The 23,540-nt window shown below is 51.4% G+C and carries 23 protein-coding genes; 5 read left to right on the top strand and 18 right to left on the bottom strand.

Going from position 1 to position 23,540, the window contains the following annotated elements:
• Window positions 1-134: 134 nt before the first annotated feature.
• Entirely contained in the window at window positions 135-2,933 is a 2,799-nt protein-coding gene (dagR, locus tag LCS67_RS00345; RefSeq protein WP_031567119.1) for a transcriptional regulator DagR, read from the bottom strand.
• Between the two features lie 196 nt (window positions 2,934-3,129).
• Between dagR and LCS67_RS00340 the strand changes: the two genes are divergently transcribed.
• Together LCS67_RS00340 and LCS67_RS00335 are read left to right on the top strand one after the other, a co-directional pair.
• Window positions 3,130-3,423, top strand: coding sequence for a YicS family protein (locus LCS67_RS00340; protein ID WP_000824215.1), 294 nt, complete (start codon window positions 3,130-3,132; stop codon window positions 3,421-3,423).
• A gap of 105 nt (window positions 3,424-3,528) precedes the next feature.
• Window positions 3,529-4,911, top strand: a complete 1,383-nt coding sequence (locus tag LCS67_RS00335) for a glycoside hydrolase family 1 protein (protein ID WP_031567113.1) — start codon at window positions 3,529-3,531, stop codon at window positions 4,909-4,911.
• 59 nt (window positions 4,912-4,970) lie between these two features.
• Here LCS67_RS00335 and nepI read toward each other — a convergent pair whose 3' ends face one another.
• Window positions 4,971-6,164, bottom strand: coding sequence for a purine ribonucleoside efflux pump NepI (nepI, locus tag LCS67_RS00330; protein ID WP_001004800.1), 1,194 nt, complete (start codon window positions 6,162-6,164; stop codon window positions 4,971-4,973).
• A 215-nt stretch (window positions 6,165-6,379) separates the two neighbouring features.
• Between nepI and LCS67_RS00325 the strand changes: the two genes are divergently transcribed.
• The 3 genes from LCS67_RS00325 (at window position 6,380) to LCS67_RS00315 (ending at window position 8,010) form a co-directional block, all read left to right on the top strand.
• Entirely contained in the window at window positions 6,380-6,739 is a 360-nt protein-coding gene (locus tag LCS67_RS00325; protein ID WP_001217953.1) for a type II toxin-antitoxin system RelE/ParE family toxin, read from the top strand.
• Window positions 6,723-7,046: a helix-turn-helix domain-containing protein gene (locus LCS67_RS00320; RefSeq protein ID WP_001274842.1), complete on the top strand. Its 324-nt coding sequence runs from the start codon at window positions 6,723-6,725 to the stop codon at window positions 7,044-7,046. The genes LCS67_RS00325 and LCS67_RS00320 overlap by 17 nt, the downstream gene beginning before the upstream one ends.
• Before the next feature lie 184 nt (window positions 7,047-7,230).
• A complete protein-coding gene (locus LCS67_RS00315) occupies window positions 7,231-8,010 on the top strand; it encodes an LEM-3-like GIY-YIG domain-containing protein (RefSeq protein WP_000353909.1) in 780 nt (259 codons plus the stop codon).
• A 27-nt stretch (window positions 8,011-8,037) separates the two neighbouring features.
• Here the strand turns inward: LCS67_RS00315 and LCS67_RS00310 are convergent, their stop codons facing one another.
• The 16 genes from LCS67_RS00310 to rbsK form a co-directional block, all read right to left on the bottom strand.
• A complete protein-coding gene (locus tag LCS67_RS00310) occupies window positions 8,038-8,199 on the bottom strand; it encodes a hypothetical protein (RefSeq protein WP_000343619.1) in 162 nt (53 codons plus the stop codon).
• Window positions 8,200-8,360: 161 nt separating this feature from the next.
• Complete coding sequence (locus tag LCS67_RS00305) at window positions 8,361-8,630, bottom strand: HPr family phosphocarrier protein (protein WP_000621109.1); 270 nt, start codon at window positions 8,628-8,630, stop codon at window positions 8,361-8,363.
• Window positions 8,631-8,639: 9 nt separating this feature from the next.
• Window positions 8,640-9,500 carry a class II aldolase gene (locus LCS67_RS00300; RefSeq protein ID WP_001131800.1) on the bottom strand — a complete coding sequence of 287 codons (861 nt, stop codon included), beginning with the start codon at window positions 9,498-9,500 and terminating at the stop codon, window positions 8,640-8,642.
• 62 nt (window positions 9,501-9,562) lie between these two features.
• A complete protein-coding gene (locus LCS67_RS00295) occupies window positions 9,563-11,047 on the bottom strand; it encodes an FGGY-family carbohydrate kinase (protein ID WP_001113551.1) in 1,485 nt (494 codons plus the stop codon).
• The gene (locus tag LCS67_RS00290) at window positions 11,040-12,398 is read right to left on the bottom strand and encodes a PTS galactitol transporter subunit IIC (protein ID WP_000997826.1); all 1,359 of its coding nucleotides are present in this window, start codon (window positions 12,396-12,398) and stop codon (window positions 11,040-11,042) included. The genes LCS67_RS00295 and LCS67_RS00290 overlap by 8 nt, the downstream gene beginning before the upstream one ends.
• Before the next feature lie 75 nt (window positions 12,399-12,473).
• Complete coding sequence (locus tag LCS67_RS00285) at window positions 12,474-12,761, bottom strand: PTS sugar transporter subunit IIB (RefSeq protein ID WP_000041396.1); 288 nt, start codon at window positions 12,759-12,761, stop codon at window positions 12,474-12,476.
• Window positions 12,758-13,231: a PTS sugar transporter subunit IIA gene (locus LCS67_RS00280; protein ID WP_001152237.1), complete on the bottom strand. Its 474-nt coding sequence runs from the start codon at window positions 13,229-13,231 to the stop codon at window positions 12,758-12,760. Before LCS67_RS00280 ends, LCS67_RS00285 begins: the two co-directional genes overlap by 4 nt.
• A 17-nt stretch (window positions 13,232-13,248) precedes the next feature.
• Window positions 13,249-13,992, bottom strand: coding sequence for a GntR family transcriptional regulator (locus tag LCS67_RS00275; protein WP_000854957.1), 744 nt, complete (start codon window positions 13,990-13,992; stop codon window positions 13,249-13,251).
• Window positions 13,993-14,344: 352 nt separating this feature from the next.
• A complete protein-coding gene (locus LCS67_RS00270; protein ID WP_001519640.1) occupies window positions 14,345-14,797 on the bottom strand; it encodes a DUF1198 domain-containing protein in 453 nt (150 codons plus the stop codon).
• A gap of 192 nt (window positions 14,798-14,989) precedes the next feature.
• Window positions 14,990-16,381, bottom strand: coding sequence for a hexose-6-phosphate:phosphate antiporter (gene uhpT, locus LCS67_RS00265; protein ID WP_000879181.1), 1,392 nt, complete (start codon window positions 16,379-16,381; stop codon window positions 14,990-14,992).
• Between the two features lie 142 nt (window positions 16,382-16,523).
• Complete coding sequence (locus tag LCS67_RS00260) at window positions 16,524-17,852, bottom strand: MFS transporter (protein WP_000948174.1); 1,329 nt, start codon at window positions 17,850-17,852, stop codon at window positions 16,524-16,526.
• 9 nt (window positions 17,853-17,861) lie between these two features.
• On the bottom strand, window positions 17,862-19,364 hold the full coding sequence (gene uhpB, locus LCS67_RS00255) for a signal transduction histidine-protein kinase/phosphatase UhpB (protein WP_031567088.1): 1,503 nt from the start codon (window positions 19,362-19,364) through the stop codon (window positions 17,862-17,864).
• Entirely contained in the window at window positions 19,364-19,954 is a 591-nt protein-coding gene (gene uhpA, locus LCS67_RS00250; protein ID WP_000633664.1) for a transcriptional regulator UhpA, read from the bottom strand. Before uhpA ends, uhpB begins: the two co-directional genes overlap by 1 nt.
• Window positions 19,955-20,028: 74 nt before the next feature.
• Window positions 20,029-21,042: an aldose 1-epimerase family protein gene (locus LCS67_RS00245; RefSeq protein WP_000213192.1), complete on the bottom strand. Its 1,014-nt coding sequence runs from the start codon at window positions 21,040-21,042 to the stop codon at window positions 20,029-20,031.
• A gap of 11 nt (window positions 21,043-21,053) precedes the next feature.
• A complete protein-coding gene (gene fucP / locus LCS67_RS00240) occupies window positions 21,054-22,370 on the bottom strand; it encodes an L-fucose:H+ symporter permease (RefSeq protein ID WP_000998359.1) in 1,317 nt (438 codons plus the stop codon).
• A gap of 30 nt (window positions 22,371-22,400) precedes the next feature.
• Window positions 22,401-23,321, bottom strand: a complete 921-nt coding sequence (gene rbsK / locus LCS67_RS00235; protein WP_000350272.1) for a ribokinase — start codon at window positions 23,319-23,321, stop codon at window positions 22,401-22,403.
• Between the last annotated feature and the right edge of the window lie 219 nt (window positions 23,322-23,540).

Below are 23,540 nucleotides of genomic sequence, written 5' to 3'. Positions count from 1 at the left end.
GGTAGGCCGGATAAGGCGTTTACGCCGCTATCCGGCATAACGCATCATCAGAAGAGCAAAGGTTGTGCCAGAATTTGTGTCACGCGAGGAAGAAGAAAGGTCTGGCGAGGCGCGAAGCCCCGCCAGTAAAAGGATTAGCTATAGAGCAGTTCGTAGATATAAAAATATTCCGCATCCGATAAACGGATGGCGTAGGCGTCTTCGATCGGCAGAAAAGCGGATTTGATGACACTAAACGCGCGCGCGTCCAGATTCGGCTGACTTTCCAGCGCCATCTGTAACGGTTTTCGGTTAATCACAATACGCTCTACCATACAGCAGCAGTGGATCAGGAAGCGTAGTGTCACCTGGCGGCTTGGTTTCAGGGAAAGCGAAGACGTCAGATGGTTAAAAACGCCCTCCATCTCTTTCAGAATACGCTGCGGGTTAAGCACGGAAATATGGTTGATGATGCTCTCCATCGTTAGCGCGCTGATAAAGCGCATCGCGCTGCGCTCCATCTCCAGACGGCGTTCAGCGTTGGACAGATCGGGCGTTAACAGGCTCAACACCAGTTCCGGCCCTTGTTCGGAGAAAAGCTCTTCCAGCGAAATAAACGGAATATCCGGCAGCCCCGGCTGGAAAGTGCCGACAATCCCCGCCAGCCGCTCGCTGGCATTCAATGCCTGCTGAACGCGCTCCAGACTACGTACCTCGTTATAATCAAGGATCACCATCCTGGTATCTTGCGACATCAGTTCGCCAAAGCTCTCCTCCAGCACCTTTTTGATTTTTTCCGCCGTTCCCATGCCGGTAATACAGGAGATGACCAGCACTTTGCCGCCGTTCTCCTGCTGCGGCGTACAAAGCTGGCAGGGGATATTTTTACTCTGCAGGAGCGCCGTCAGCTGTGGTAAATCGCTGGTTTCATAGCTTAAATCCAGCCCGACTTCCAGCAGACTGGTCAGCGTGATGTTCGGCATGAGCAAAACATCTATCTGGAATAACTTACTGATCGTAATGCCAAAATGGATCAATGAACCGATGTCCACCAACAGGATAAGCCGCCGATATTGGCGGGTTTGAATCATTTGGGTCAGCGTTTCCAGCGTGTCATGCACCGACTGTTCAAACGGCATGTCGATGGCGCTGAACAGCTCGCGCTCCAGCACACGGTTGACATATTGCGCCTGACTGGTGGCGGTGGTCGCGCCGTGGGCGATCAAAATGACCCCGCAGTCGGGACTGGCATCGATGCGCTGACGATAATGGCGGCACTCTTTCAGGAACAAGCATAGCCAGACCACTTCCGTCGCCGGACACTGAATATGCAGCAGTTCGTTGATTTTCCGACACAGCAGCGCGGCGTTGTCATATTCGTCTTTGCAGCGATCCAGGATCAAACTGGAAGAGTAAAGCTGCGGGATCAGGCCACGCTGCACGTAGCCTATCAGCGCCAGGAAGTGTTTACGCAGTGGGTTAACCAGATTTTCCGGCAGCGAAAAGCCCAACACCTGCTCTACGCAGCCAATCAGCAGCGTCACGCGCTCTTCAATCTGGTCGCCATAGCGCGGCGGATGCGCCACGCTGTCGCGGCTGTAGAGACCGTATTCAAAAATCGAGCTGAGTTTATTTTTCAGGATCGCCAGCGTCTCCGCCGGGGGGACGTTACTGTTGCGCAAATTAACATATTCGCGCGTCAGGAAGCTGTAAAAGAGGTCGCTCTCTTCAATTTCCGCCCCGGTCGCCAGCGACGTCTTCAATGCGGGCAGCGTGCGCGCGTCTATATTTAGCCGCGCTTTACCGTCAAACAGAGTATCCACCAATAGACGCTGTTCCGGCGTCGGGTTAACCGACATCTCCGCCAGCCGTTTATCCAGCTGTAGCGTGTCGTTATGCTCGGTCATTCCCGATGCCCACGCCTGAGCGCAAAGAAACTGAATATCGCTTTTTAGCTGACCGATATTGCCTTCCAGGGGTTTATTCAGCAACCAGAGCAACAACGGTTTATCAATGCTGACCGTGCGTTCTATTTTGCGGCTTTCCCGCTGTAAGAACCCCACGATCAGTTCGATCTGTTCTTCAACGGAGCGCTGGCGAATGCCCGGCAAATCAATGCATACCTGAATACGCCGCTGGAAAGTACGTAACAGCGCCGACCCGACCGGCTCGGTAGTGGCGCAAATCAGGCGTACCGAAATTGATCGCGGCTGGTTGCTCACGCCGAGCGGACGGTACTCGCCTTTATCCAGAATAGAGAACAGCTTTTCCTGCCCTTCATAAGACAGACGGTGCACCTCGTCCAGCAGCAGATAACCACCGTCCGCCTGCTCCACAAGGCCTGTTTTATGTTCATTCGCACCGGTAAACGCCCCCTGCCGATGACCAAACAGATGCGAGGAGAGCAGTTCCGGGTTATGGGCGTATTCCGCGCAGTTAAAGTAGACCAGCGGCGGGATAGCGCCGCTCGCCTGTTCACAGGCGAAACGGTGCATCAGTTCCGCAAAAAAGGTTTTACCGACGCCGGACGGCCCGGTAAGCAGAACGTGTAAACCGTGCGGATAGAGCACTGCCGCACGGCCTTTTTCTACCGCATCGCGCAGGCTGCGATCGTAACCAATCAGGCTGGTAAACGGATCGTCGGGCGCATAATGCTCTTCATGCGGCAGCACATCCGCCACCGACCGCACCTCGCGTTCAGACTCTTCCAGCTGTCGTCCCAGCAACGTTTCCAGCGCCTGGCGATGCAAAAAATAGACCGGGCGGCCACGGCTTTTGATTGCCAGGCCGTCATTCCATAACTGATTGAGATCTTTGCTGACGGAGTTACGCGCCAGCCCAAGATTGAAACCTATCGCCTCCGCCGTAAACGCCGTCTCCTGCGCCAAATCGGCAAGACATAGCCCGCGCGTCAGCCGTTCCAGCTCTCCCAGTACGATCTCAATACGTCTCATTACACTACCGCTTACGAAATAAAAGAGGGTTCAGAACATACACTATTCTGCCACGCAAGAAAGTGAAGGCGCAGCGAGAAACCGCCTTCCCACTTTTGCCTGACTTCAACGCCAACGGATAACACGCCCCGATGAGTGAACGTCGCACGGTCTACACTTACTCTTGAAAAAGTGCAAACCGATAAGGATACCGTTTATGAAACGAAAAACGCTTCTGCTTATTGCCGCGCTTGTCGCGCTACCGGGCGTCACGTATGCCGACTCTCCGTTTAGCTCGCTTCAGACGGCACATGAAAAAACCACGATTTTAAAGGATTTGCGCAAAATGTGTACGCCCAAAGGCGCGCTAACCGATGAAGCCTGGGAGAAAAAAATCATGGCGAGCGAGGGGAACCAGCAGCATATTCGTGAGGCGATGATCGCGATAGAGCGCAACAATCAGCATAACTACTGGCAGGCTCTCGGTAAGGTGGAATGCCCGGAGATGTAGCACACCTTTTCCGTTTTTTGGTCGCGAAAATGCGGACTGTAACCGGTTTCTGTTCGCCAAAAGCGCGTATTCTGGAGCGAATTTACGCGATCAAGGAGTACGACAATGCGATACCGTTTTCCCGATAACTTCTGGTGGGGCAGCGCCTGCTCAGCGTTGCAAACCGAAGGGGATAGTCTGAATGGCGGTAAAAGCCAGACCACGTGGGATGTGTGGTTCGAGCGCCAGCCAGGTCGTTTTCATCAGGGCATCGGTCCAGCGGAAACCTCAACGTTCTATCGCCACTGGAAGCAAGACATCGCGCTACTGAAACAGTTAAAACATAACAGTTTTCGCACCTCGCTAAGCTGGGCGCGGCTCATTCCAGACGGCGTAGGCGAGGTGAATCCACAAGCGGTGAGCTTCTACAATCACGTCATCGACGAGCTACTGGCACAGGGCATCACGCCGTTTATTACGCTGTTCCATTTTGATATGCCGATGGTCATGCAGGAGAAAGGCGGCTGGGAAAATCGCGACGTCGTAGAGGCGTTTGGTCGGTACGCGCAAACGTGTTTTACCTTGTTTGGCGACCGCGTGAAGCACTGGTTTACCTTTAATGAGCCGATTGTGCCGGTGGAAGGCGGCTATTTGTACGACTTCCACTATCCCAATGTGGTGGATTTTAAACGTGCGGCCACCGTGGCGTACCATACCGTGCTGGCGCACTCGACCGCCGTGCGCGCCTGGCGCGCCGGGCGCTACGACGGTGAAATCGGCGTGGTGCTGAATCTGACGCCGTCCTATCCACGCTCGCAGCATCCCGCCGATGTGCAAGCCGCGCATCATGCGGATCTGTTATTCAACCGCAGTTTTCTTGACCCGGTATTAAAGGGAGAATACCCGGCGGAGCTGGTGGCGCTGCTGAAAACCTATGACCAGTTGCCTGCCTGTCAGCCAGGCGACCGTCAGCTTATTGCCGATGGCAAAATCGATTTACTGGGGATTAACTATTATCAGCCGCGCCGCGTGAAATGCCGTGATACAGCGGTGAATCCGCAAGCGCCGTTTATGCCGGAGTGGTTATTTGACTATTACGACATGCCGGGGCGCAAGATGAACCCTTACCGCGGCTGGGAAATTTACGCGCCAGGAATTTACGACATCATCACCAACCTGCGGAATAATTACGGCAATCCGCGCTGTTTTATCTCCGAAAACGGGATGGGCGTTGAGAACGAGCAGCGTTTTGTGCAAGCGGGACAGATTCACGATGATTACCGGATTGACTTTATTTCTGAGCATCTTAAATGGCTGCATAAAGGCATTAGCGAGGGCTGTCACTGTCTTGGCTACCACATGTGGACCTTTATCGATAACTGGTCATGGCTGAACGGCTATAAAAATCGCTATGGTTTTGTACAACTGGATTTAGCCACCCAAACGCGCACGGTGAAAAAAAGCGGAGAATGGTTTGCCGCCACCGCAGAGCATAACGGTTTTGATTAAGCGTTTATTATTGCCGGATGACGACTAACGTCGTATCCGGCCTACAAATGGCAGCAATATCAACTCATTGGCGTAATACGGACTTTCGCCGCCACGACTAACGCCGTCAACAGCATCAGACCGCCGGAAAGCGCCAGCGGCGAAAGCAGCCCGAAATTGTCGAGCGCATAACCGCCCACCGCCGCGCCACAGGTATTTGCCAGTTGAATCACCGCGACCTGGATGGAACCGGCTTTTTCCGCCTGATCGGCAAGGGAACGAGTGATCCACGTTGACCATCCCACCGGCACCAGCGCAAACGCCAGTCCCCAGATAATCGCTATGACCGCCGCCACGGTTTTGTCGCTTCCCCACACAATAAGCGTCAGCGCGCTCAGCGCCAGTAGCAGCGGCGCACCGGCCAGCGCCAGTTTTACCGAACGTTTCAGGACATAAGATGAGAAAGAAGTGCCAACGAAGCTGGCAATACCAAAGCTTAGCAACACCAGCGTCAGACCATCAACGTCAAAGCCCGCCAGATTCATATAGACCGGGCGAATATAGGTAAAGAAAGCGAACTGCCCGGCAAAAGACATAAAGATGGCGATCATCCCGGCCATCACGCCAGGGCGTTGCAACAGGCTAAACATATTCTGTTTCTGGTGAGAAGGTTCGCCCGGCAGCGACGGCAGTGATTTCACCACCCAGATGACGCACAGTACGCCCATCACCGCAGCGGCGTTAAAGACATTACGCCAGCCAATAATACCGCCCAAAAAACTGCCCAGCGGCGCGGCGATCACTAACGCGATGGAAACCGCGCCAAAAATCACCGACAGCGCTTTCGGCACGGTACGCGCGGGAACCAGTCGCATGGTCAGCGACGCCGACATCGCCCAGAATCCGCCCAGCGCCAACCCAAGACAGGCGCGGCCCAGCAATAGCAGCGTAAAGCTGTTGGCAAAGGAGACCATCAGACAAGAAGCCGTCAGCAAAACGGCGAACAGAATAACGATATAACGCCTGTCGGTCGCCTGAATAATCTGGGTAATGAACAGGCTGGAAAACATCGCGACAAATGCCGTAACGGTGACCGACTGACCGGCGACGCCCTCGGAGATCCCCAGATCCTGCGCCATCGGCGTCAACAGACTAACGGGCAAAAACTCAACGGTAATCAGGCAGGCGACACAAAACGCTACGGCAAAAACGGCTGACCAGTTAGGCCTGGCAACCCCATCAGCGCGGAATTTTTCTGCGATATTTTCATTCATTGTGGTTACCTGCGTCGTTTTAGTGCGGAAAATTCATGCAGTGTAACATTACAAAATGTGATCTGATTAACGTTTTAGCAACTGACATTGTTGCGCTGCATTTTGCGAGGCTGGTCGAGCGTTGAGAATTAACTTCTCTCGCTGCGTGCAAAACCAAAAGGTAAGACATAGTGTATCACCTGGTGCTATACTTTAGATTACAGGATGTCAACCTGATGCGAATCTTCAAAACCAGGTGGTTTAACAGAGAAGCGAAGTCCCACACGATAAAAGATGACGAGTTAAGCGAGGCCATCAACGCCGTACTGCAAGGAAAAGCAGATAATCTTGGCGGCGGAGTTTATAAAAAACGTCTCAATCAAAATCGCGATCGCGCAATCGTGTTGGCAAAGGGAGGCGAGCATTGGTTTTACACCTTCCTGTATGCCAAACAGGATATGGCCAACATTAGCTATCGTGAACTCGCGGGTTTCCGTGAGTTAGCAAAACACTATGCTTGCCTGACCGAAGATCAGATAACGGCACTCATTAATAACAAAGAACTGGTAGAGGTGCGCCATGTCAGCAAAAACTAAATTCAAAAGCCCTGCCTTTGAAGCGATTCATAGCGCGGCATCTGGATTATTTAGCGTGGATGCCATTCCCCAGGAGACAATGCGCAGTTTTGACACGGCCTGCTTAAGCAGCATCAAAGATCTGCAGCCACTTGAAATAAAAGCGTTACGAGAAGAACTCAACGTTAGCCAGTCGGTTTTCGCTCGCTACCTGAATACCAGCGTATCAACGGTTCAAAAGTGGGAAAGCGGCGCCAAGCGTCCCAGCGGGATGTCACTGAAACTACTTAATGTTGTCCAAAAACACGGGCTAAAGGTGCTGGTATGAGGGTTTTACCGATGGTCTGTTAAGGCTAAGTCGGATGTCTGGGGTTGGGCAAAGTTAAAATGTCCGCTAAGCGCCAACAGCAGACGCTGCTCACTTTATCAATCATCGGGAAAGATTAATGAGTACTATAAGTTGTTAATCGACAGTATCATGGTTTTATGAATCAATTGATAGGCGTTATGACATGGATATTAATGAGTTTCCACCGGGAGTAATGGAACACCTTGGCTGGTATGTGTATCGATTAATTGATCCCAGGGACGGAAGTACCTTCTACGTGGGGAAGGGAAAAGGCAATCGTGTATTTGCTCATATGCGCGGTGAGGTCGCAGCAGTGGATGATGATGAGTTACTTAGTAACAAGCTCAAGCAACTTCGAGAGATAAGATTAGCTGGTCTTGAGGTCATTCATGTTATTCACCGACACGGTATAGCTGATGAAAAGACCGCTTACGAGGTTGAAGCCGCCCTTATAGACGCCTACCCCGGTTTAACTAATATCATGAACGGTGCTGGCAGTAATGAATATGGCGCTGCACACATCAAAGAGTTAATCGCCACGTACCAACCTGAAACAATTGTATTCCAACATAAAGCCCTGATGATCTCTGTTAACAGAAGTTCAAAAGATGTGGACCTTTATGATGCCGTACGTTTTAGCTGGCGGGTCAGCGTTGAGCGTGCCCGTAAGGCTGAAGTTATATTGGCTACAGTGAAGGGAATCGTAAGGGGTGTATATGTCGCTGATGAGTGGCTCAAATCTACCCGTGAGAATTTCCCAGAGATATCCTCATGGGATGAAGACGAGGAGTTTGAAGCTACTCAAAATTCCCGCTTTGGATTTCGAGGAAAAGTAGCGCCACCTGCGATAGCACAGCTTTATCTCGGTAAAAAGATTCCAGAGGATCTTAGAAAGAAAGGTGCGATGTCACCTGTGAGATATTCTCCTGGTTTCGATTCCTAAAGAGTCTGTCAGTAATTCTGTATAACTTTAAAGGTGATCGCTCAGGTGGTCACCTAACTTGAGAATAAAACGACTCACCGCCAGTTTTGGATCGGCATACTCCATTTTTTCGAACGTAGCAACAATTTCGCGCGGGGTCATCCCTTTAGTCAGTTCCGCCGCAAGGGCTTTGAGTTTCTTTTCGTCCATAATTTGCCTGTCCCGTTGTTGAAATGAGCACTTCAACAACGGGTAATTAAACAAATTTAATAACAGTCTCAGACGGGATTGTTTTCCGGGTGGAGACGATTCATACGATAATGAGTGCAGGAAGCCTCTACAACTTCCTGCGCCGTTTGACGGGAATTGCACTATACTGACTCACCAAAGCCATCAGCAAATGCAGATTTTAATTCATCCATAAAAGCCAGTTCATCCTGTCCATCACAAATTAAATCAATCATTGTGTTTCCCTTTACGCCAGCCCCCAAAATACTCATCATTCCTTTAATGGGAATTTCTTTGTCATTATTAACTAGCGTTAATGAAGACTGGTATTTTTTGACAATTTTCGCAAGCGTAGCGGCTGGCCGCGCATGAAGCCCCGTACTGTTCATAACGCGTACTGTTTGTCTAATCATATATTTTCCTTAAGAGACTTTGCGGAATGCTGAGTGATGTTTATTCATCATCTTAATTTTAGAATAAACATCATCCTCAACTGCCTGTTTTGCGTTCGCCATGACACGCGCCAGATTAGCCTCGTTGTTATTATTTACCCAAGCCTTACCAACAGTAGTAATAAAGGCTTTGCGCAAATCACTCGCAATATTCACTTTGGCTACTTTGTAATTAACAAAGCTGCGAAGAATATCCGCGTCAATACCAGAACCTCCATGAATAACCAAAGGGACCGGACTGACAGACGCGATGCGTTGTAATAGCGGGATATCAATGCGTGGGATATCTTCAAGACCATGTACATTACCAATTGACACTGCCAGCATGTCGCACCCTGTCTCCTCAACAAAGCGCTGAACCTTCTCAGGTTCAGTTTTGCAGTCAGCCTCGCTGACATGATCATCTTCCTTACCCAGAATAGCGCCTAATTCCGCTTCGACGGGAACACCAAATGATTTACAGAAATCGACGGCTTCTCGGGTAAATGCAATATTTTCTTCTAACGGTAGCGCCGCGCCATCAATCATTACTGAGGTAAATCCGGCCCGGACAGCCTGCTTAACATCTTCCAGAGTTTTCCCATGATCCAGATGCAGGCTGACAGGAATATCCATTTTATCGGCATGTCGCTTAACTATTTCATAAATGTAATCGTAACCTGAAAGCTGTGCATTAGTAGGAGCAATTTGAATAAAATTGGGCAATCCGGAACGTTCTATTGCATTAAGAATGGAAATTGTTGTCTCCAGGTTCGTTGTATTAAATGCCCCCGCAAGGACATGTTTTTCCTGAATACAATTGAGCAGGATCCTACCATTGACTAAAGGCATATTAACTCCAGATATTTATGTGAGCAGTGTAAGTAAATTATCGAACTATTGAGTTATCACAGTTATTCACCAATAAGCGCCCCTTCTTGCCGCAGTTTAAATTGATAAAATGACAGCCATTGCTGCTGATATATTTTCAACTTTGCAGAACGAACCGCGTCAGGAAAATATCGCTCAGCCACAGGAACAGTCGGGGGGACAACATTCGGACAGGCTATCAACAATGCTCCAAGGGAGACGGTTTCATCAAAAGCAATGGCCTCAATTGGACACTGGAGGATGTCAGCCTTCAACTGGAGCCAGTATGGGTTTTTCACCGCAGGGCCAATGACTTTTACTGTCCTGCCCGCCGGGATATTAAAGCACCCGTGACAGTGTGCAAACTCCATCGCCAGGCCGATAAAGACACTCTCAAGCAGAGACTCCGGAGGAAGTGAATCCGTCAGACCAAAAAGCAGGCCACGGGTGTGCCGATTTTTATTTGGCGAACCCGAGCCCCGCAAATGAGGAATAAATACCGGCACATGCTCGACAGACCAGGAAGGTTTGAGGTATTGCTCCATGGCTTTTTCCAGGCCTGTGCTTATTTCCTTATCAGTTAAACGAAAGGTTTTTTTCACCCATTCAAGCGCATAACCGCCGACAGGCAGAGAAGCGAAAAGCGTGAAAAATTCACCATCGGAGTAACAACCATTTGCCAGCTTATCCCTGCGAGCCTGCACATCAAGCGTTGGTTGTGTATTCAGCAGTAAAATACCCTCTGTCGTGCCGGTAGAATTCAGCACATCGCCCGGTTGCAGCTGTAATGCGCGGGCACCGACCATATGATCGTGCCCGGCCAGGGTAACTTTTACCTCATGAGAGAAGCCCAATTCCTCTCTAAGCGTTGCCGTCACCCATCCGGCCACTTCACCTGGCTTTATCAACGGAGCCAGTACACCGAACGGTATGCCGAGAATCCCGGCAGCATTACGAGACCAGGTACGGCGAGCAATGTCCAGACACAACGTTCTACTGGCCAGGGATATTTCCGTCTTTTTCGCACCTGTCATTCGCCACAACAACACTTCTGGTGCATGTAACCAGCAGATATCTTTTCTTTCATGCAAGGAGTAGTTATCAAGCAACCATCTCATTTTAAATGCTGAGTAATTACTGTGAGGTGGCAATCCCGTTATAGAATACAGTTCTTCAGCCTCTGCCTTGCTTAATGACGAGAGATAAGATTCACCACGTCGATCATACCAGGCCAGCATCGGGGTAAGAATGACGCCCTCCTTATCCACAAAGACACCAGACTCACCGAAACTCGCAATACTGATATTTTTTACCGGAAACGGTACTGAAGCCACCAGTTCAGCCATTACCAGTCGCAGTGCCTGCCACAGCGCTTCGATATCGAAATCTACCTCGCCTTTGTCCGACGATATTATTGGCGTCGGAAACTTGCGGACTTCCAGAACTGACACGTCATGACAGGAATAACAGCTGACTTTGCAGTTAGTTGTGCCAATGTCAATGACAAGCGCTGCGTGGTAATCAGGCATAGACCGTTCCTTTTGTCAGGCGAAAAACACCATAAATAATCAGCGCAAGCACAGGAATTAGCCCGATAGCAACAATATTTCCGTTGAATATTTCAAGCAGCCAGAAACGGAAGGGGTTACCGCCATCAAGGAAGCTTGATACCTGACCACTTGACCCCTCAGCCATTTTGAAATTGACATCTTTAGCCATACCGGTAATAAATGGCGCAATTTTGGTCGCAATCCACAAGTCGGCGACAATAACAGGAATTGCGGTTATCACAGCCCGGAAAATATTGCCACGACATGCCAGTACAATCATGGAAGCCATGACTGCCAGGTTCGCAAGGTCTCCGAGTGGCAGGACTTTATTGCCAGGAAGAAGGAATGCAATAAAGACAGAGATGGGTGTCAGAATCAGTGCTGTAGATATAATGGCTGGGTTACCTACTGCTACCGCGATATCCAGTCCGATAAAGAGATCATCACGGCCAGGATATTTGGCATTCAAATATTTCTTAATGGCTTCAGACAGAGGTAATAAACCTTCCATCAAAATTCGTACCATACGCGGAAGAATGAACATGACACCGCCAATGCTGATCCCCAGCAATAGGATATGTTTAAAGTCATACCCGGCAATGATGCCCAACAAGACCCCCAGAATAGTACCCACCATCATAGGCTCACCGAAGATTCCCATTTTTTTCTGAACGTTTTCCGGATCAATATGAATACGGTTAACGCCAGGGATTTTGTCGATAATTTTGTCGAACAGCAATCCAATCGGAAAGAAGACGACAGATGACAGGGTCGGAAGTGAAATACCTTCCAGACCGAAGTACTTTGCCACTAATGGCGCAGACCAGTCCGCCAGTTTGAGAACCACGATCGCGGCAATAGCGGCTGCGGACAGACCCAAAACAAAACTCCCTGTGCTGTAGTAAACCAGCGTTCCAGCCAGGGCAAAGTGCCAGTAGTTCCACATGTCGACATCAACAGTACGTGTCTTATTCAGAGCCAGCATGGCGACATTAATCAGCATCGTCAGCGGAATGACAAAGGGTGCGATTGGTGAGCCCCAGGTAATTGCGGCCAACGGTGGCCAGCCTAAATCGACCACAGGCAGACTAATACCAGTTCGCTCAACCATTGCCTGTGCAGCCGGGCCTACATTGCTGGTAAGTATGTCAAAGATGGCATAAATTCCGACAAACCCTATTCCGACAATTAATGATGAGCGAAGTGCTTTGGCGGGTTTTACTTTGAAGAACAATGCCAGGAAAAAAAGGACCAGCGGCAATAAAACCGTTGGGCCAAATCCCAGGACATATTGCACAACGGTATAGAGAGTATGTGCTATATCATTCATATCCGACCTCTTATTCAGATGTGACCAGACCTCGCGTTAGCGCCTGGGTAATTTATCTGTTTTTTATTTATGAAATCAGGCTTGGCCTTTAAGGATTGAAACTATTTTTTCAAGAACTTTATCTTCACCTACTCCGGTAATGATTGGCAGACCACTAACAACCGGAATATCCAGTTCATAAGGAACTTTCGTTGTTGATACAACCAAAGCTGCACCATCGGTATTGTTTGGCAATGAGGCTACATTAGTTTGGGAATAATTAACATCAAGCCCATTGTCTTTACAATATTCCATTACTTTTTCTGCCACAGCCGTGGAAGTAGCAACACCCGTTGCGCAAACAAATAGTATCATTTTACTCATACTTCACCTCTTTCAGATATGCGTGTGTAAATTGACTGATAAATTTCATCATCATTCATGACCAGTAACTGCTGCATAAAATCCTCATCCTGGATCACATCCATAATCCAACCCAGTACGTTGAGCTGCTTATTGCTTTCACCTAAAGCAAGCATAAACACCACCCTGACAGGTACGGGATCTGGTTCCCCGCCCATATCTTCGAAATTGACGGGTTCTGCCAGTATTCCAACGCTAATGGCGTTTTGGCGAACATACCTGTGATCAGTATGTGGAATAGCGACACCTACAGGCTCAACCGGTAGACCCGTTGGAAAATTCTGTTCTCGCGTAATGACGTGATCGGCAAAATCAGATACAACCATACCATCGTTAATTAACGGACTGGCAAGAGCCTTGATTATGTCATTCTGACTCACCTCTTTAGGGAGGTGGCGAACATAATGACGGCGAAAATGAATATCCTGCATAGATTCCTCTTTGCTAGTTAGGCATCCAGGCGCTGTAAAATAGTGCCAAGATAATATTTATTACCTTTTAACCAGACGTTACCAAAATCAATGGCCAATCCACTAGAGAAAAATACCAACTGTTCCAAATGCAAAACAGGTGCGTCTTCGCCAATATCAAGATAATGGCCTCGCTCATTACCAATTAATTTTGCTGCGTAACGGCTTTCAGAAAAACTTATTTTCTTATCGGATAATCTTTCTATTGCTGAAAATAAATTCTCCCTGGTAAAATCTACATCAATAATACCGGGGCAGAGATCAATGTTGATACGATTTTCAATCAACATGACTTTTTCATCGCCAATACAACGAAGGCGTTTAAGAAATAAAACATCTTGTCCCGGTTTGATACTCAGTTTCTCTGCTACAAAGCGGTTAGCGGGTTCCAGTCGGGAGGTTATGACGCTGGTTGTGAAGTTTATCTTCTGGCTGGCTAAGGCTTCAGCAAAGGAGAGCAAACCTTCACCCAGTGGGTAAGCAACATTTTCCTTCTTTACGAAAGTTCCTTTACCCTGCACTTGCACAAGAACACCTTCCCGGACAAGTTGGTCAACCGCTTTTTTAACGGTACCGCGACTCACCTCCAGCATATCCATGATTTGAAACTCTGAAGGTATCCGGTCATCCTCAACTAATTCTCCGCTATAAATACTTTCCCTTATCCACTCCACAACCTGTTGATACAGTGGGATGTGTGAACTTTTACTCAATGTTTTCATGGGGCGCGCCTAAACATTTAGAGTTGTCTATAGACAATCATGTACAACTTCGAGTTTATGATAAGAAATTTTGAGACAGGAGGTATGGCAAGGAGTCACAGTTTTGGTGTTCAAAACAAGATCACATTTCCGTGATATATGTCACGGAAATGATGAGCTATAAGTCTCTGACGTTTTGGCGTCGTTAGCGGTTATTCGGTGCGTTACTTCTGTGGTTCACCCTTAGCAAATACGATGGCGGCTACGCTTTATTTGGCTAACGATGAATCGCGCCATCTGGCCGTTAATCGTGGCTCGCCGCCCCTGCCAGCCTCATTCATCTCGTCTTTTGTTAACGAGATAGTGAAGAGTATCAATGCAGCCAGTGGACACCCTCTTCCGGCTGAAAAAAGGCGTTATAGCGCAGTTGAAACGCGTTGATCTCCTGCATATCGGGTTCCATTTCGCGCAAAAAACCCAGCGCCAGCCGTACCTGTGTATCGGTGATCGGCGCGGCTAAACGCGCTTTTTGCAGCAACCGATGCCACCGCTGCAAATTCTGATCGCCGCCATCGACAATCACCATTTGCCAGATCAGTAACACCTGAGCGGCATTTTGCAAATGCGACTCATCAGGGCGATGCAGATACTGTAAAAACTCACCGCCCGCCGTTTTACCCATCTGATCAATCATCGATTCTATCGGCACTACATCAATATTCAGACGTTCGCTCAGGCGGCGAATCGCCCGGCGAGTATCCGATGTCAACACCCGAAAACCCACAATAAACACCACCACAAACGTGGCCAGAATCAACCAAATCATGCGCACATCCGTCACCAAACAGGATGCCCATCATAACGGTAAATTTATAACTGTCGACGTTCTGGCCTGTCAGGATGTGATTTATTAACGCCTGTCTTCATTTACGCAAGACGCCGGATATCCTGTCTGACGAACGCAAGGCATAAAAAAGCCCGGCGTTAAGCCGGGCAAAACGTTACCAAATGCACACATTTAAGCGATATTGACTTGCTGAATTTTTTTCTCACGGCGGATTTTGCGCTCTTCCATCACGGCGACCATCGCCATCAGGCAGATACAGCCGATCGCGGCGGCGTCCAGCGCGGCGAAGGTGCCCGCCCAGCCGGTCAGACCAAAAACGGGGGTGCCGTCGGCAATCATGCCCAGACCCAGCTTGGCAAAGCTATCGCCGATAAGATAAGCGAAGGTTCCCTTGATACCGTCCGCAGCGCCGATAGCTTTTTTCGGTACGAAACCGACTGCCGCCACGCCAATTAACAGCTGCGGCCCAAACACCAGGAAACCGAGCGCGAACAGCGAGGCCAGATAGACATACTGGTTGCTGGCGTGCTGGTAGACGCCGAGGGTGGCGATGATTAACGCCAGCGCCACACAGGCTACCAGCGCACGACGACCGTTCGCCAGGTCAGAGAGCCAGCCCCACAGCAACGTGCCGACCAGCGCGCCCACTTCGAACAGGGTAAAGCCCTGAATCGCCACCTCTTTAGAAAGTTTCAGTTCCTGGAAGGCGTAGACGGTTGACCACTGGTCGATACCAATACGCACCACATACAGGAAGATATTGGAGAAGCACAGCAGCCAGATCACTTTGTTTTTCAATACATATTCAACAAAGATCTGCCACTTGGTCATTTCGTTTTCTTCAGTCTCTTTATCCTCTTCGCTGATCTCTTCGCCGAACAGTTCTTCAGCTTTACCCAGACCGTAAGACTCCGGGGAGTCGCTGCCAAAACGCAGACCGATAAAGCCAACAATCAGCGCGATAATCGACGGGAAGATAAACATGCCGATGACGTGACCGTCGAACAGGTAGTTGGCGCCGAACAGCGCCACGCCTGCCGCGCCCGCGCCGCCGAGGTTGTGGGAGATATTCCAGAAGCCGAGAAAGGTGCCGCGTTTACGACGCGGAGTCCATTTGGTGATGGTCGAGTAGCTGCACGATCCGCCGGTACTCTGGAAGAAACCGCTCAGGGCATAGAAAGCGATCATCAGAAACAGACTGGTTGACCCCGCGCCCATACTGGCGCTGAAGCCGAGCATACAGATAGCGGAGAGGATCAACATAAACGGTAGAAACTGCTTGGTATTTTTACCGTCAGCGTAGTAGGAAACCAGCGTTTTCCCCACGCCGTAGGTGATCGAAAAGCCCAGGCCAATCATCCCCAGCTCGGTCATGCTCAACCCGTAGGTAGAGATCATGTCGTTCTGCGCGATGTTAAAGTTTTTGCGGATCAGGTACATGGTCAGGTAGCCGATAAAAACCACCAGATAGGACTGCATGAACGGCTTGAACCACATTTTACGCCGCACATCGAGCGGCAGATCCAGGGTCGGCTTGCGCACCTGGTTTAAGAAGGCCAGCATGGATTACTCCTGAGCTAATTTTTATACCTGCGAATGGCAGGCATTGTAAAAATCCACAGGAAAAGTGGCCTGCGACAGCGTCCAGGCAAAACCGGGAAAATTTCTTAGTTTTGCCCCATTCAGCGCAAAAAGGTGAGGTGCGTCACGCTTCGCTGGTCTCGCGTGGGGCCTGGGCGTTCAGAAATGGCAGCAGCAATAGCGCGGAGATCCCCGCCGCGATGGCGATGACCGCAAAAAAACCGGTCCAGTGCCAGATCTCCAGCACTTTCGCTAACGGCCAGCCGGAAAGCGACGCGCCGAGATAGGCGAACAGGCCGACAAAGCCGGTGGCCGCGCCCGCCGCCTCTTTATGCGAGCACTCCGCCGCCGCCATGCCAATGAGCATCTGCGGGCCGAAAACAAAGAAACCGGTGGTGAAGAAACAGGCCGCCTGCATCACGTAACTGGCGAACGGCATCAGCCACAGCGAACCCACAGAGAGCAGAATCCCGGCGGCGAAGATTAAATTCATCGGTCCGCGGTTGCCGTTGAAGAGTTTGTCCGAGCCCCAGCCCGCCACCAGCGCGCCGATAAATCCCCCCAGCTCAAACATCGATACTGCCGTGTTGGCCGTGACCAAATCTACGCCCAGCGTCTCGGACATATACAGGTTGCCCCAGTCATTGATCGCCGCGCGCACCACGTACACTAAGACGTAACACAGCGAAAGCAGCCAGATATAGGGATTCAACAGCACATATTTAGCGAGGATTTCTTTGCGGCTTAGCCCCGCGCCCTCTTGCTGTTGGGCTACCTCCAGCGCATCGTGCCGCCAGTCGCCTACCGGCGGTAAACCAATCGCCTGCGGACGGTCGCGCAGCCGCCAGCAGAGGACCATGCCCACCCCGATGGCAAGCAATCCGGCCACCATCATTCCGACGCGCCAGCCATAATGCAGGGCGACAGCGGCCATGACGAGAGGGATCAGCGCCCCGCCGACATTATGCGCGGTGTTCCATAACGCCCACCAGCCGCCGCGTTCGGTACGCGAGTACCAGGCGGTCAGCAAACGGGCGCAAACCGGCGATCCAAACCCCTGGAAAAAGGCATTCAACGCCCATAGCAGAGCAAAGGCCCACAGCGAGGTCGAGAAGCCGAACAGAATATTCACTACGCCGGTCGCAATCAGCCCGATGCCCATAAAATAGCGAGCGTTGGAGCGATCGCTAACGATGCCGGAAACAAATTTCGACACCCCGTAGGTGATGTAAAACAGCGTCGCCAGCAGGCCGATATCGCTGCGGGTCAGAATGCCGCTGGCAAGGATTTCCGGCGCGGCGGCGTTAAAGCTTTTACGGGTGAAATAGAACAGCGCATAACCCAACCAAATGGTGATCAGGATGTGCCGCCGCCAGTAGCGATAGCGGGCGTCAACCTCGTGCTTATCGGTGATGAGCGGCGCGTTGGCCGGGGCTTTTAAAAACGAAAGCATTATCCTTCCTTAAACGTAACGCTGGGGCAACGAGACGCTCACCCGCGTACCGTGGGTACAAGAGATGGTTAGCGTCCCGCCGAGCGCCGACACGCGTTCGCGCATTCCGGTCAGGCCGAAGCCCTGCTGCTGAGAGCCCGGCGGCAGGCCGCTGCCGTCATCCTCAATCACCAACATCAGCCGCTCATCCTGCTGCCAGCCCTGGAGCGTCACCGCGCTGGCATTGGCATGTTTTACGATGTTATTCAGCCCTTCCTGACAGACGCGAAACAGCGTCACGCGCTGACTTTCACTCAGCGCCGTTTCGTCAATTCGCCAGTCGAGGTGACTGACAATACCGCGGCTTTCCAGCTCCATTTCGCGCAGCAGCGAACGGATGGCCTGCGCCAGCGTTAAGTCGTCTAGCTGGCGCGGGCGCAAGCGCCCCAGCAGGCGACGCACGGCGTCATACACGCCCAGCGAAAGCTGCTCGATAAGTTGCCCGCTCTGCTTCACGCCGCCGTTATCCGCCGCCAGTCGTTGCACAATGCCCGCCTGGGTTCGAATCGCGGTGATGGTCTGCCCGATGTCATCGTGAAGCTCACGCGCAACATCGCGCCGCACGCTCTCTTCGGTCTCCAGAAGACGCTCCGCCAGCCGATGGTTGCGCGCCAGCTCCTTTTGCAACGACTGGTTCAGCTCGCGCAGACGCTGAATGCCCGCGCCAAGCAGTAGCCCGGTCAGGCTTTGCGCCAACAGCGAAAGTAATAAATCGACAGGATGATCGTGCCAGGTCTGGCTGGCGATCAGCGCGATAGCGTTCATCAGTGTGGCAATGAGCGCGCCCTGCCAGCCATAATGCCAGGCGAGCGCGATAATCGGCAACGCCAGGCAGAACGGCGTAAAGCGCGAAAGTTCAGCAGGTAAACCCAGTTGCAGCCACAGACTGACGATAAACAGCAGCAGATACCAGATCAGATGCCGCCCGCGCCAGTTTACCGGCTGCGATACCAGCGATGGTCCCAGCGGCAGCCAGGTAGTGCTGGTGAGATAGTGCCAGAAAACCAGGCAGATGGGAGCCAGCGTCAGACCACCCGTGAGGGTCAGCAGTAGCGCGTTCCATGCCGCTTCCCCCTGCCCCAGCCAGGGCAGGGATTGCAGTAGCGCCGCGGCGGTGAGGGCCGCGCCCTGAAGCAATAACGTGCGCCAGTCGCGCTGATGGCGGTAACGCGAAGTCAGCGCCACGGGCAGTAGCGTCAACACACCACCGATCATCAAAAGCGGCAGATGGGCCAGCGCAACTTCCTGCGCTAACCAGTACACCAGTAGCCACTCCGCGCCCAGCAATACTGGCCAGTATCCACGCGGGCATTGCAGCATAAGTCCCAGGCGCAGGCCGAAGGGAAAGAGTAGCGTCGCCAGCTCCGGGCGTTCTACCAGATGCAGGCTGATGCTCCACAGGCAGAACCACGCGGCGGAGAAAATAAAAAAGCAGGCAGCAACGGTGATTAAACGGGAAAAAAAGGTGTTCATTACCAACCGTCAAACATGCGATGCGCCAGTTCAACGTCATTGCTGACGCCTAATTTTTCCAGCAGATTCGCGCGATGGACATGCACCGTTTTTGGCGACAGCCCCAGCTCGGCGGCAATCTCTTTTACCGCCATACCCTGGGCGAGTTTTTCCGCCACCTGACGCTCGCGTTTGGTCAGCGGATCTTGCCGACCCGCCGCCAGTTTCACGGCAATATCGGGGGTCAAATAGCAGCCGCCTGTCGCCACCGTATGCACCGCGGCGATCAGTTCATCCGGACTACAGCGTTTAGAGAGAAAACCGCGCGCGCCGGCGTTCAACGCCTGTTCCACCAGCGCCGGGCTATCGTGAACCGAGAGCATGATCGTCGCCAGCCCTTTTGGCAGTTGGCTTAGCAGCTCCAGTCCGGAAATATCCGGCATTGAGATATCGCAGATACATACCTGTACGCCGCGCCCCGGTAAGCCTGCCAACGCTTCGCGCCCGGAACCAAATTCGGCGACCACCTGCAAATCGGGTTCCAGCCCCAGTAGCTGTGCAAAGCCGGAGCGGACGATAAGGTGGTCGTCGATAAGGGCAACGGTAATCATGGGTTCTGTCCTGATGGATAAAAAAAACGCGCTTACCTTAACGATAAGCGCGCGGCTGTTCAAGCCTTGAGCGGTCAGACAATGCCTGTCGTGACGGTGAACGTCCGGGTTTGCTGCGGTTCCAGTTGAAGCAAGGTTCCATTTCGCTGCGCCGCGAGAAAACCTTCAGGCCGACAGGTCGCGGGCAGGGCAAAGGCGGCAACCTGCTGATCGCCGTTATAAAGAATCCAGCGGGTCACGTAATTCAGCTCCGCGCTGGCGAAACGTGTCACGAACGTGGTGCCATCCGGGGCGATCATACTGAATTCCGGGGTATCCGTGTATCTGTCCAGTTCATCGGCGAAGAACACGATTTCCGGGTCGTAAAAACCAGGTTCGTTAAGCGTTGCCAGCGAGGCTTCACCCTGCAAAAGTCGTTGATTAAACGCCAGCCACTGCGCCGTGGGTTTGACATGCGCCGGCACCGACTCGCGTAGCGTCAGCGCGGTATCCGGGATATTCTGGCGGAACGTGGCGTTCGGCACATAGGCATAGTTCATGTGGCACATGTACTGTAGCGGCATGGCGACTGAAGCCAGGTTAGTCACTGTCATCTGAATATCAAACAGCGCGCTTGCTTTACGCATTACCACCGCAGGTTGCGCCTGATAATGATGACCGAACCCCATCACATACTCGTAGCGCCCGGTCACGCGCAGACTGTCGCCCTCTAACTCCAGCCAGGCGTCGTCCATAGCAGCGCAGGGCATCTCGCCGTGCAGCGGATGTGTATCTTCCGGCGACGGGCAGCCATTCGCCAATAGTCCGGAATGGAAAGCAAAGCAACCATACGTTGCCACCACTTCCGCAGCCGGCTTCGGCTGGCGGAACATGTTGCGCATAGTCAGATCATGACCGTCAAACTGCGCGTCCCAAATCATCTGCCCCATCCAGGGCAGAATCACCAGATGACCGCGGCTGTTTTGTATTTTCAATCCTTCCACGCCGCTGGCGTAACGAAACGCCGTAACCGTAAAATCATCATTTTCCAGCAAGATACGCGGCTGCTCGTTAAAAAGCTCCCGCCATAATGTAATACGTGTTGTCATGGTTGATCTCCTCAGGACGCGGCGACTTCAGCCAGGTTGCCGCGCACTTTGCTTTCGCGCCAGAAGTAAACGCCAACGTAAACAAAGCACAGCATGGAAACCAGGAATGAGAGCTGTAGCGAGTGGAACATGTCCGCCACATAACCCTGAATCGCAGGAACCACCGCCGCGCCGACAATCGCCATCACGATCACCGCCCCCGCCATTTCGGTATGTTCGTTATCGACGGTATCGAGCGTTCCGGCATAAATGGTCGCCCAGCAGGGGCCAAACAGAACGCTGACCAGCACCGCCACGTATACCGCGCTAAAGCTGGGCGCCAGCGCCACGTAGGCCAGGAACAGCGCGCCGATCACAGAGTAAAGGATCAGGACTTTTTCCGGGTTGAAGCGTGTCATCAGAATGTTGGCGATAAACTTGCCGATAAAAAAGCAGGCGAAGCTGTAGACCATAAAGGTTGAGGCATCGCGCTCATTGATATCGCCTAACTCCAGCGCCAGACGGATAGTGAACGACCAGACCGCCACCTGCATTCCCACATACAGGAACTGCGCCACAATACCGCGACGGAAACGGGCGTTGCTGGCGAGATAGCGTAACGTATCCAGCGCCGAGGGGCGTTTATGACTCGCGGTTTGCGCGACTTTACAGGTCGGGAAACGCGTCAGCAGGAACAGTACCATCACCACTACCAGAACCATAATCATGTACTTATAGGGTTCCAGAGTGTTTTCTAGCATCAGCACCTTGAAGTTGTGGACTTGCTCGGCATTCATGCCCGCCATCTGTTTTTCCAGGCTTTCCCCTTCGGAAAAGACCAGATATTTACCCAATAAAATGCCTGCCGCCGCGCCGATCGGATAAAAGGTCTGGCTGATATTCAGCCGCAGCGTGGCGTAGGCTTTCGGCCCGATCATCGAACTGTAGGTATTCGCCGCCGTTTCCAGGAAACTCAGGCCAATCGCAATGGCGAAAATCGCCGCGAGGAACATGGTGTAGGTCGCCATGTGCGACGCCGGGAAAAAGAGCGTACAGCCGACAATGTATAGCGTCAGGCCGATAAGTATCGCCACTTTATAACTGGTTTTTTTAATGACCAGCGAGGCCGGAATAGCAATTAAAAAATAACCGCCATAAAAGGCGCTTTGTACTAATGCCGAAGCAAAGTTGCTCAGCGAAAATACACTTTTAAATTGCGTAATCAGAATATCATTTAACGCGGCTGCGCATCCCCATAATGGGAATAAACAGGATAACAAAATAAACTGGAACAGAGGTGTCTTATTCAGATACCCGTCGGGCATCTGAACGATGTTTTTATCGTTCATAGTGCTACCTTTAACAGTGCAGGGTGATTGTTATTCGTTCAACGAAAGATACTCATTAAATTGCTCAATGCTTGGATAAGAGGATTGGGTGCCTTTCCCGGTGACGCTGAAAGCGGCAAAGAGGACGGCTTTTTTCATGGCGGCTTCCACATCCCCGCTCTGGACATAGTAATGCGCGAAACAGCCGATAAAGGCATCGCCCGCGCCGCTGGTATCGACAGCGTTCACTCTAAACGCCGGAACATGGACTTCCTGGTCACGCGTCATCCACAGCGCGCCTTTCTCACCCATGGTGACAATAATATTGTTCAGCCCTTTATCTACCAGCGAACGTGCCGCTGCGCGAATATGGTCATAGGTATCCACTGGCATACCGGTTAATATTTCCAGCTCGGTTTCATTGGGTACAAAGAAATCGCATTTACAGGCATAAGACATATCTAATTCCCGTAATGCTGGCGCAGGGTTTAATAACACTTCAATCCCGTGTTTCTTGCCAAATTCTATTGCGTGATAAACCGTTTCCAGCTGAACTTCCAGTTGCAGAACAATAAGCTGGCATTTTTTTAAATCTTCCGCCGCGCGATCGATATCTTCCGGCGAGAGAAACTTGTTAGCGCCTTTGATGATCAGAATGCTGTTGCTGGAGTTGGCGTTGACGAAAATCGGCGCTACGCCGCTGCTGGTACACGGTACTTTTTCTACATACGTCGTATTGATCCCCCAGGATTCGAGATTACGAATGGTGTTGTCGGCAAAAATATCGTCGCCCACTTTGGTCAACATCAATACTTTTGAATTGAGCTTAGCGGCCGCCACGGCCTGGTTCGCCCCTTTTCCGCCGCAGCCGATTTTAAACGCCGGCGCTTCCAGAGTTTCCCCTTCTTTGGGCATCTGGTTGGTGTAGGTGATAAGGTCCACCATGTTAGAGCCAATAACCGCGATATCCATTTTACTCCCTCTCAGAAATCGTCACACGACAATGATATTAAAATAACATTATCATGTTACTTCCGTATCATTTGTGACTATGATCGCGATTAGAGGATCATTTTGCCATTTACTGCGTGAACAATCCCTGGCGGAACATACGCGCATCAAATCATTTTTAGGGTTACAATTTACTGAAAATTAAATATTTATTGTTATAAAACGCGAATAAACCCACTT

Source organism: Salmonella sp. A7, from assembly GCF_020181675.1.
In the GTDB taxonomy this organism is placed as follows: Bacteria; Pseudomonadota; Gammaproteobacteria; order Enterobacterales; family Enterobacteriaceae; genus Salmonella; species Salmonella enterica.
Note: the sequence above shows the minus strand (reverse complement) of the source record. Positions and strands in the feature narration are given on the sequence as shown.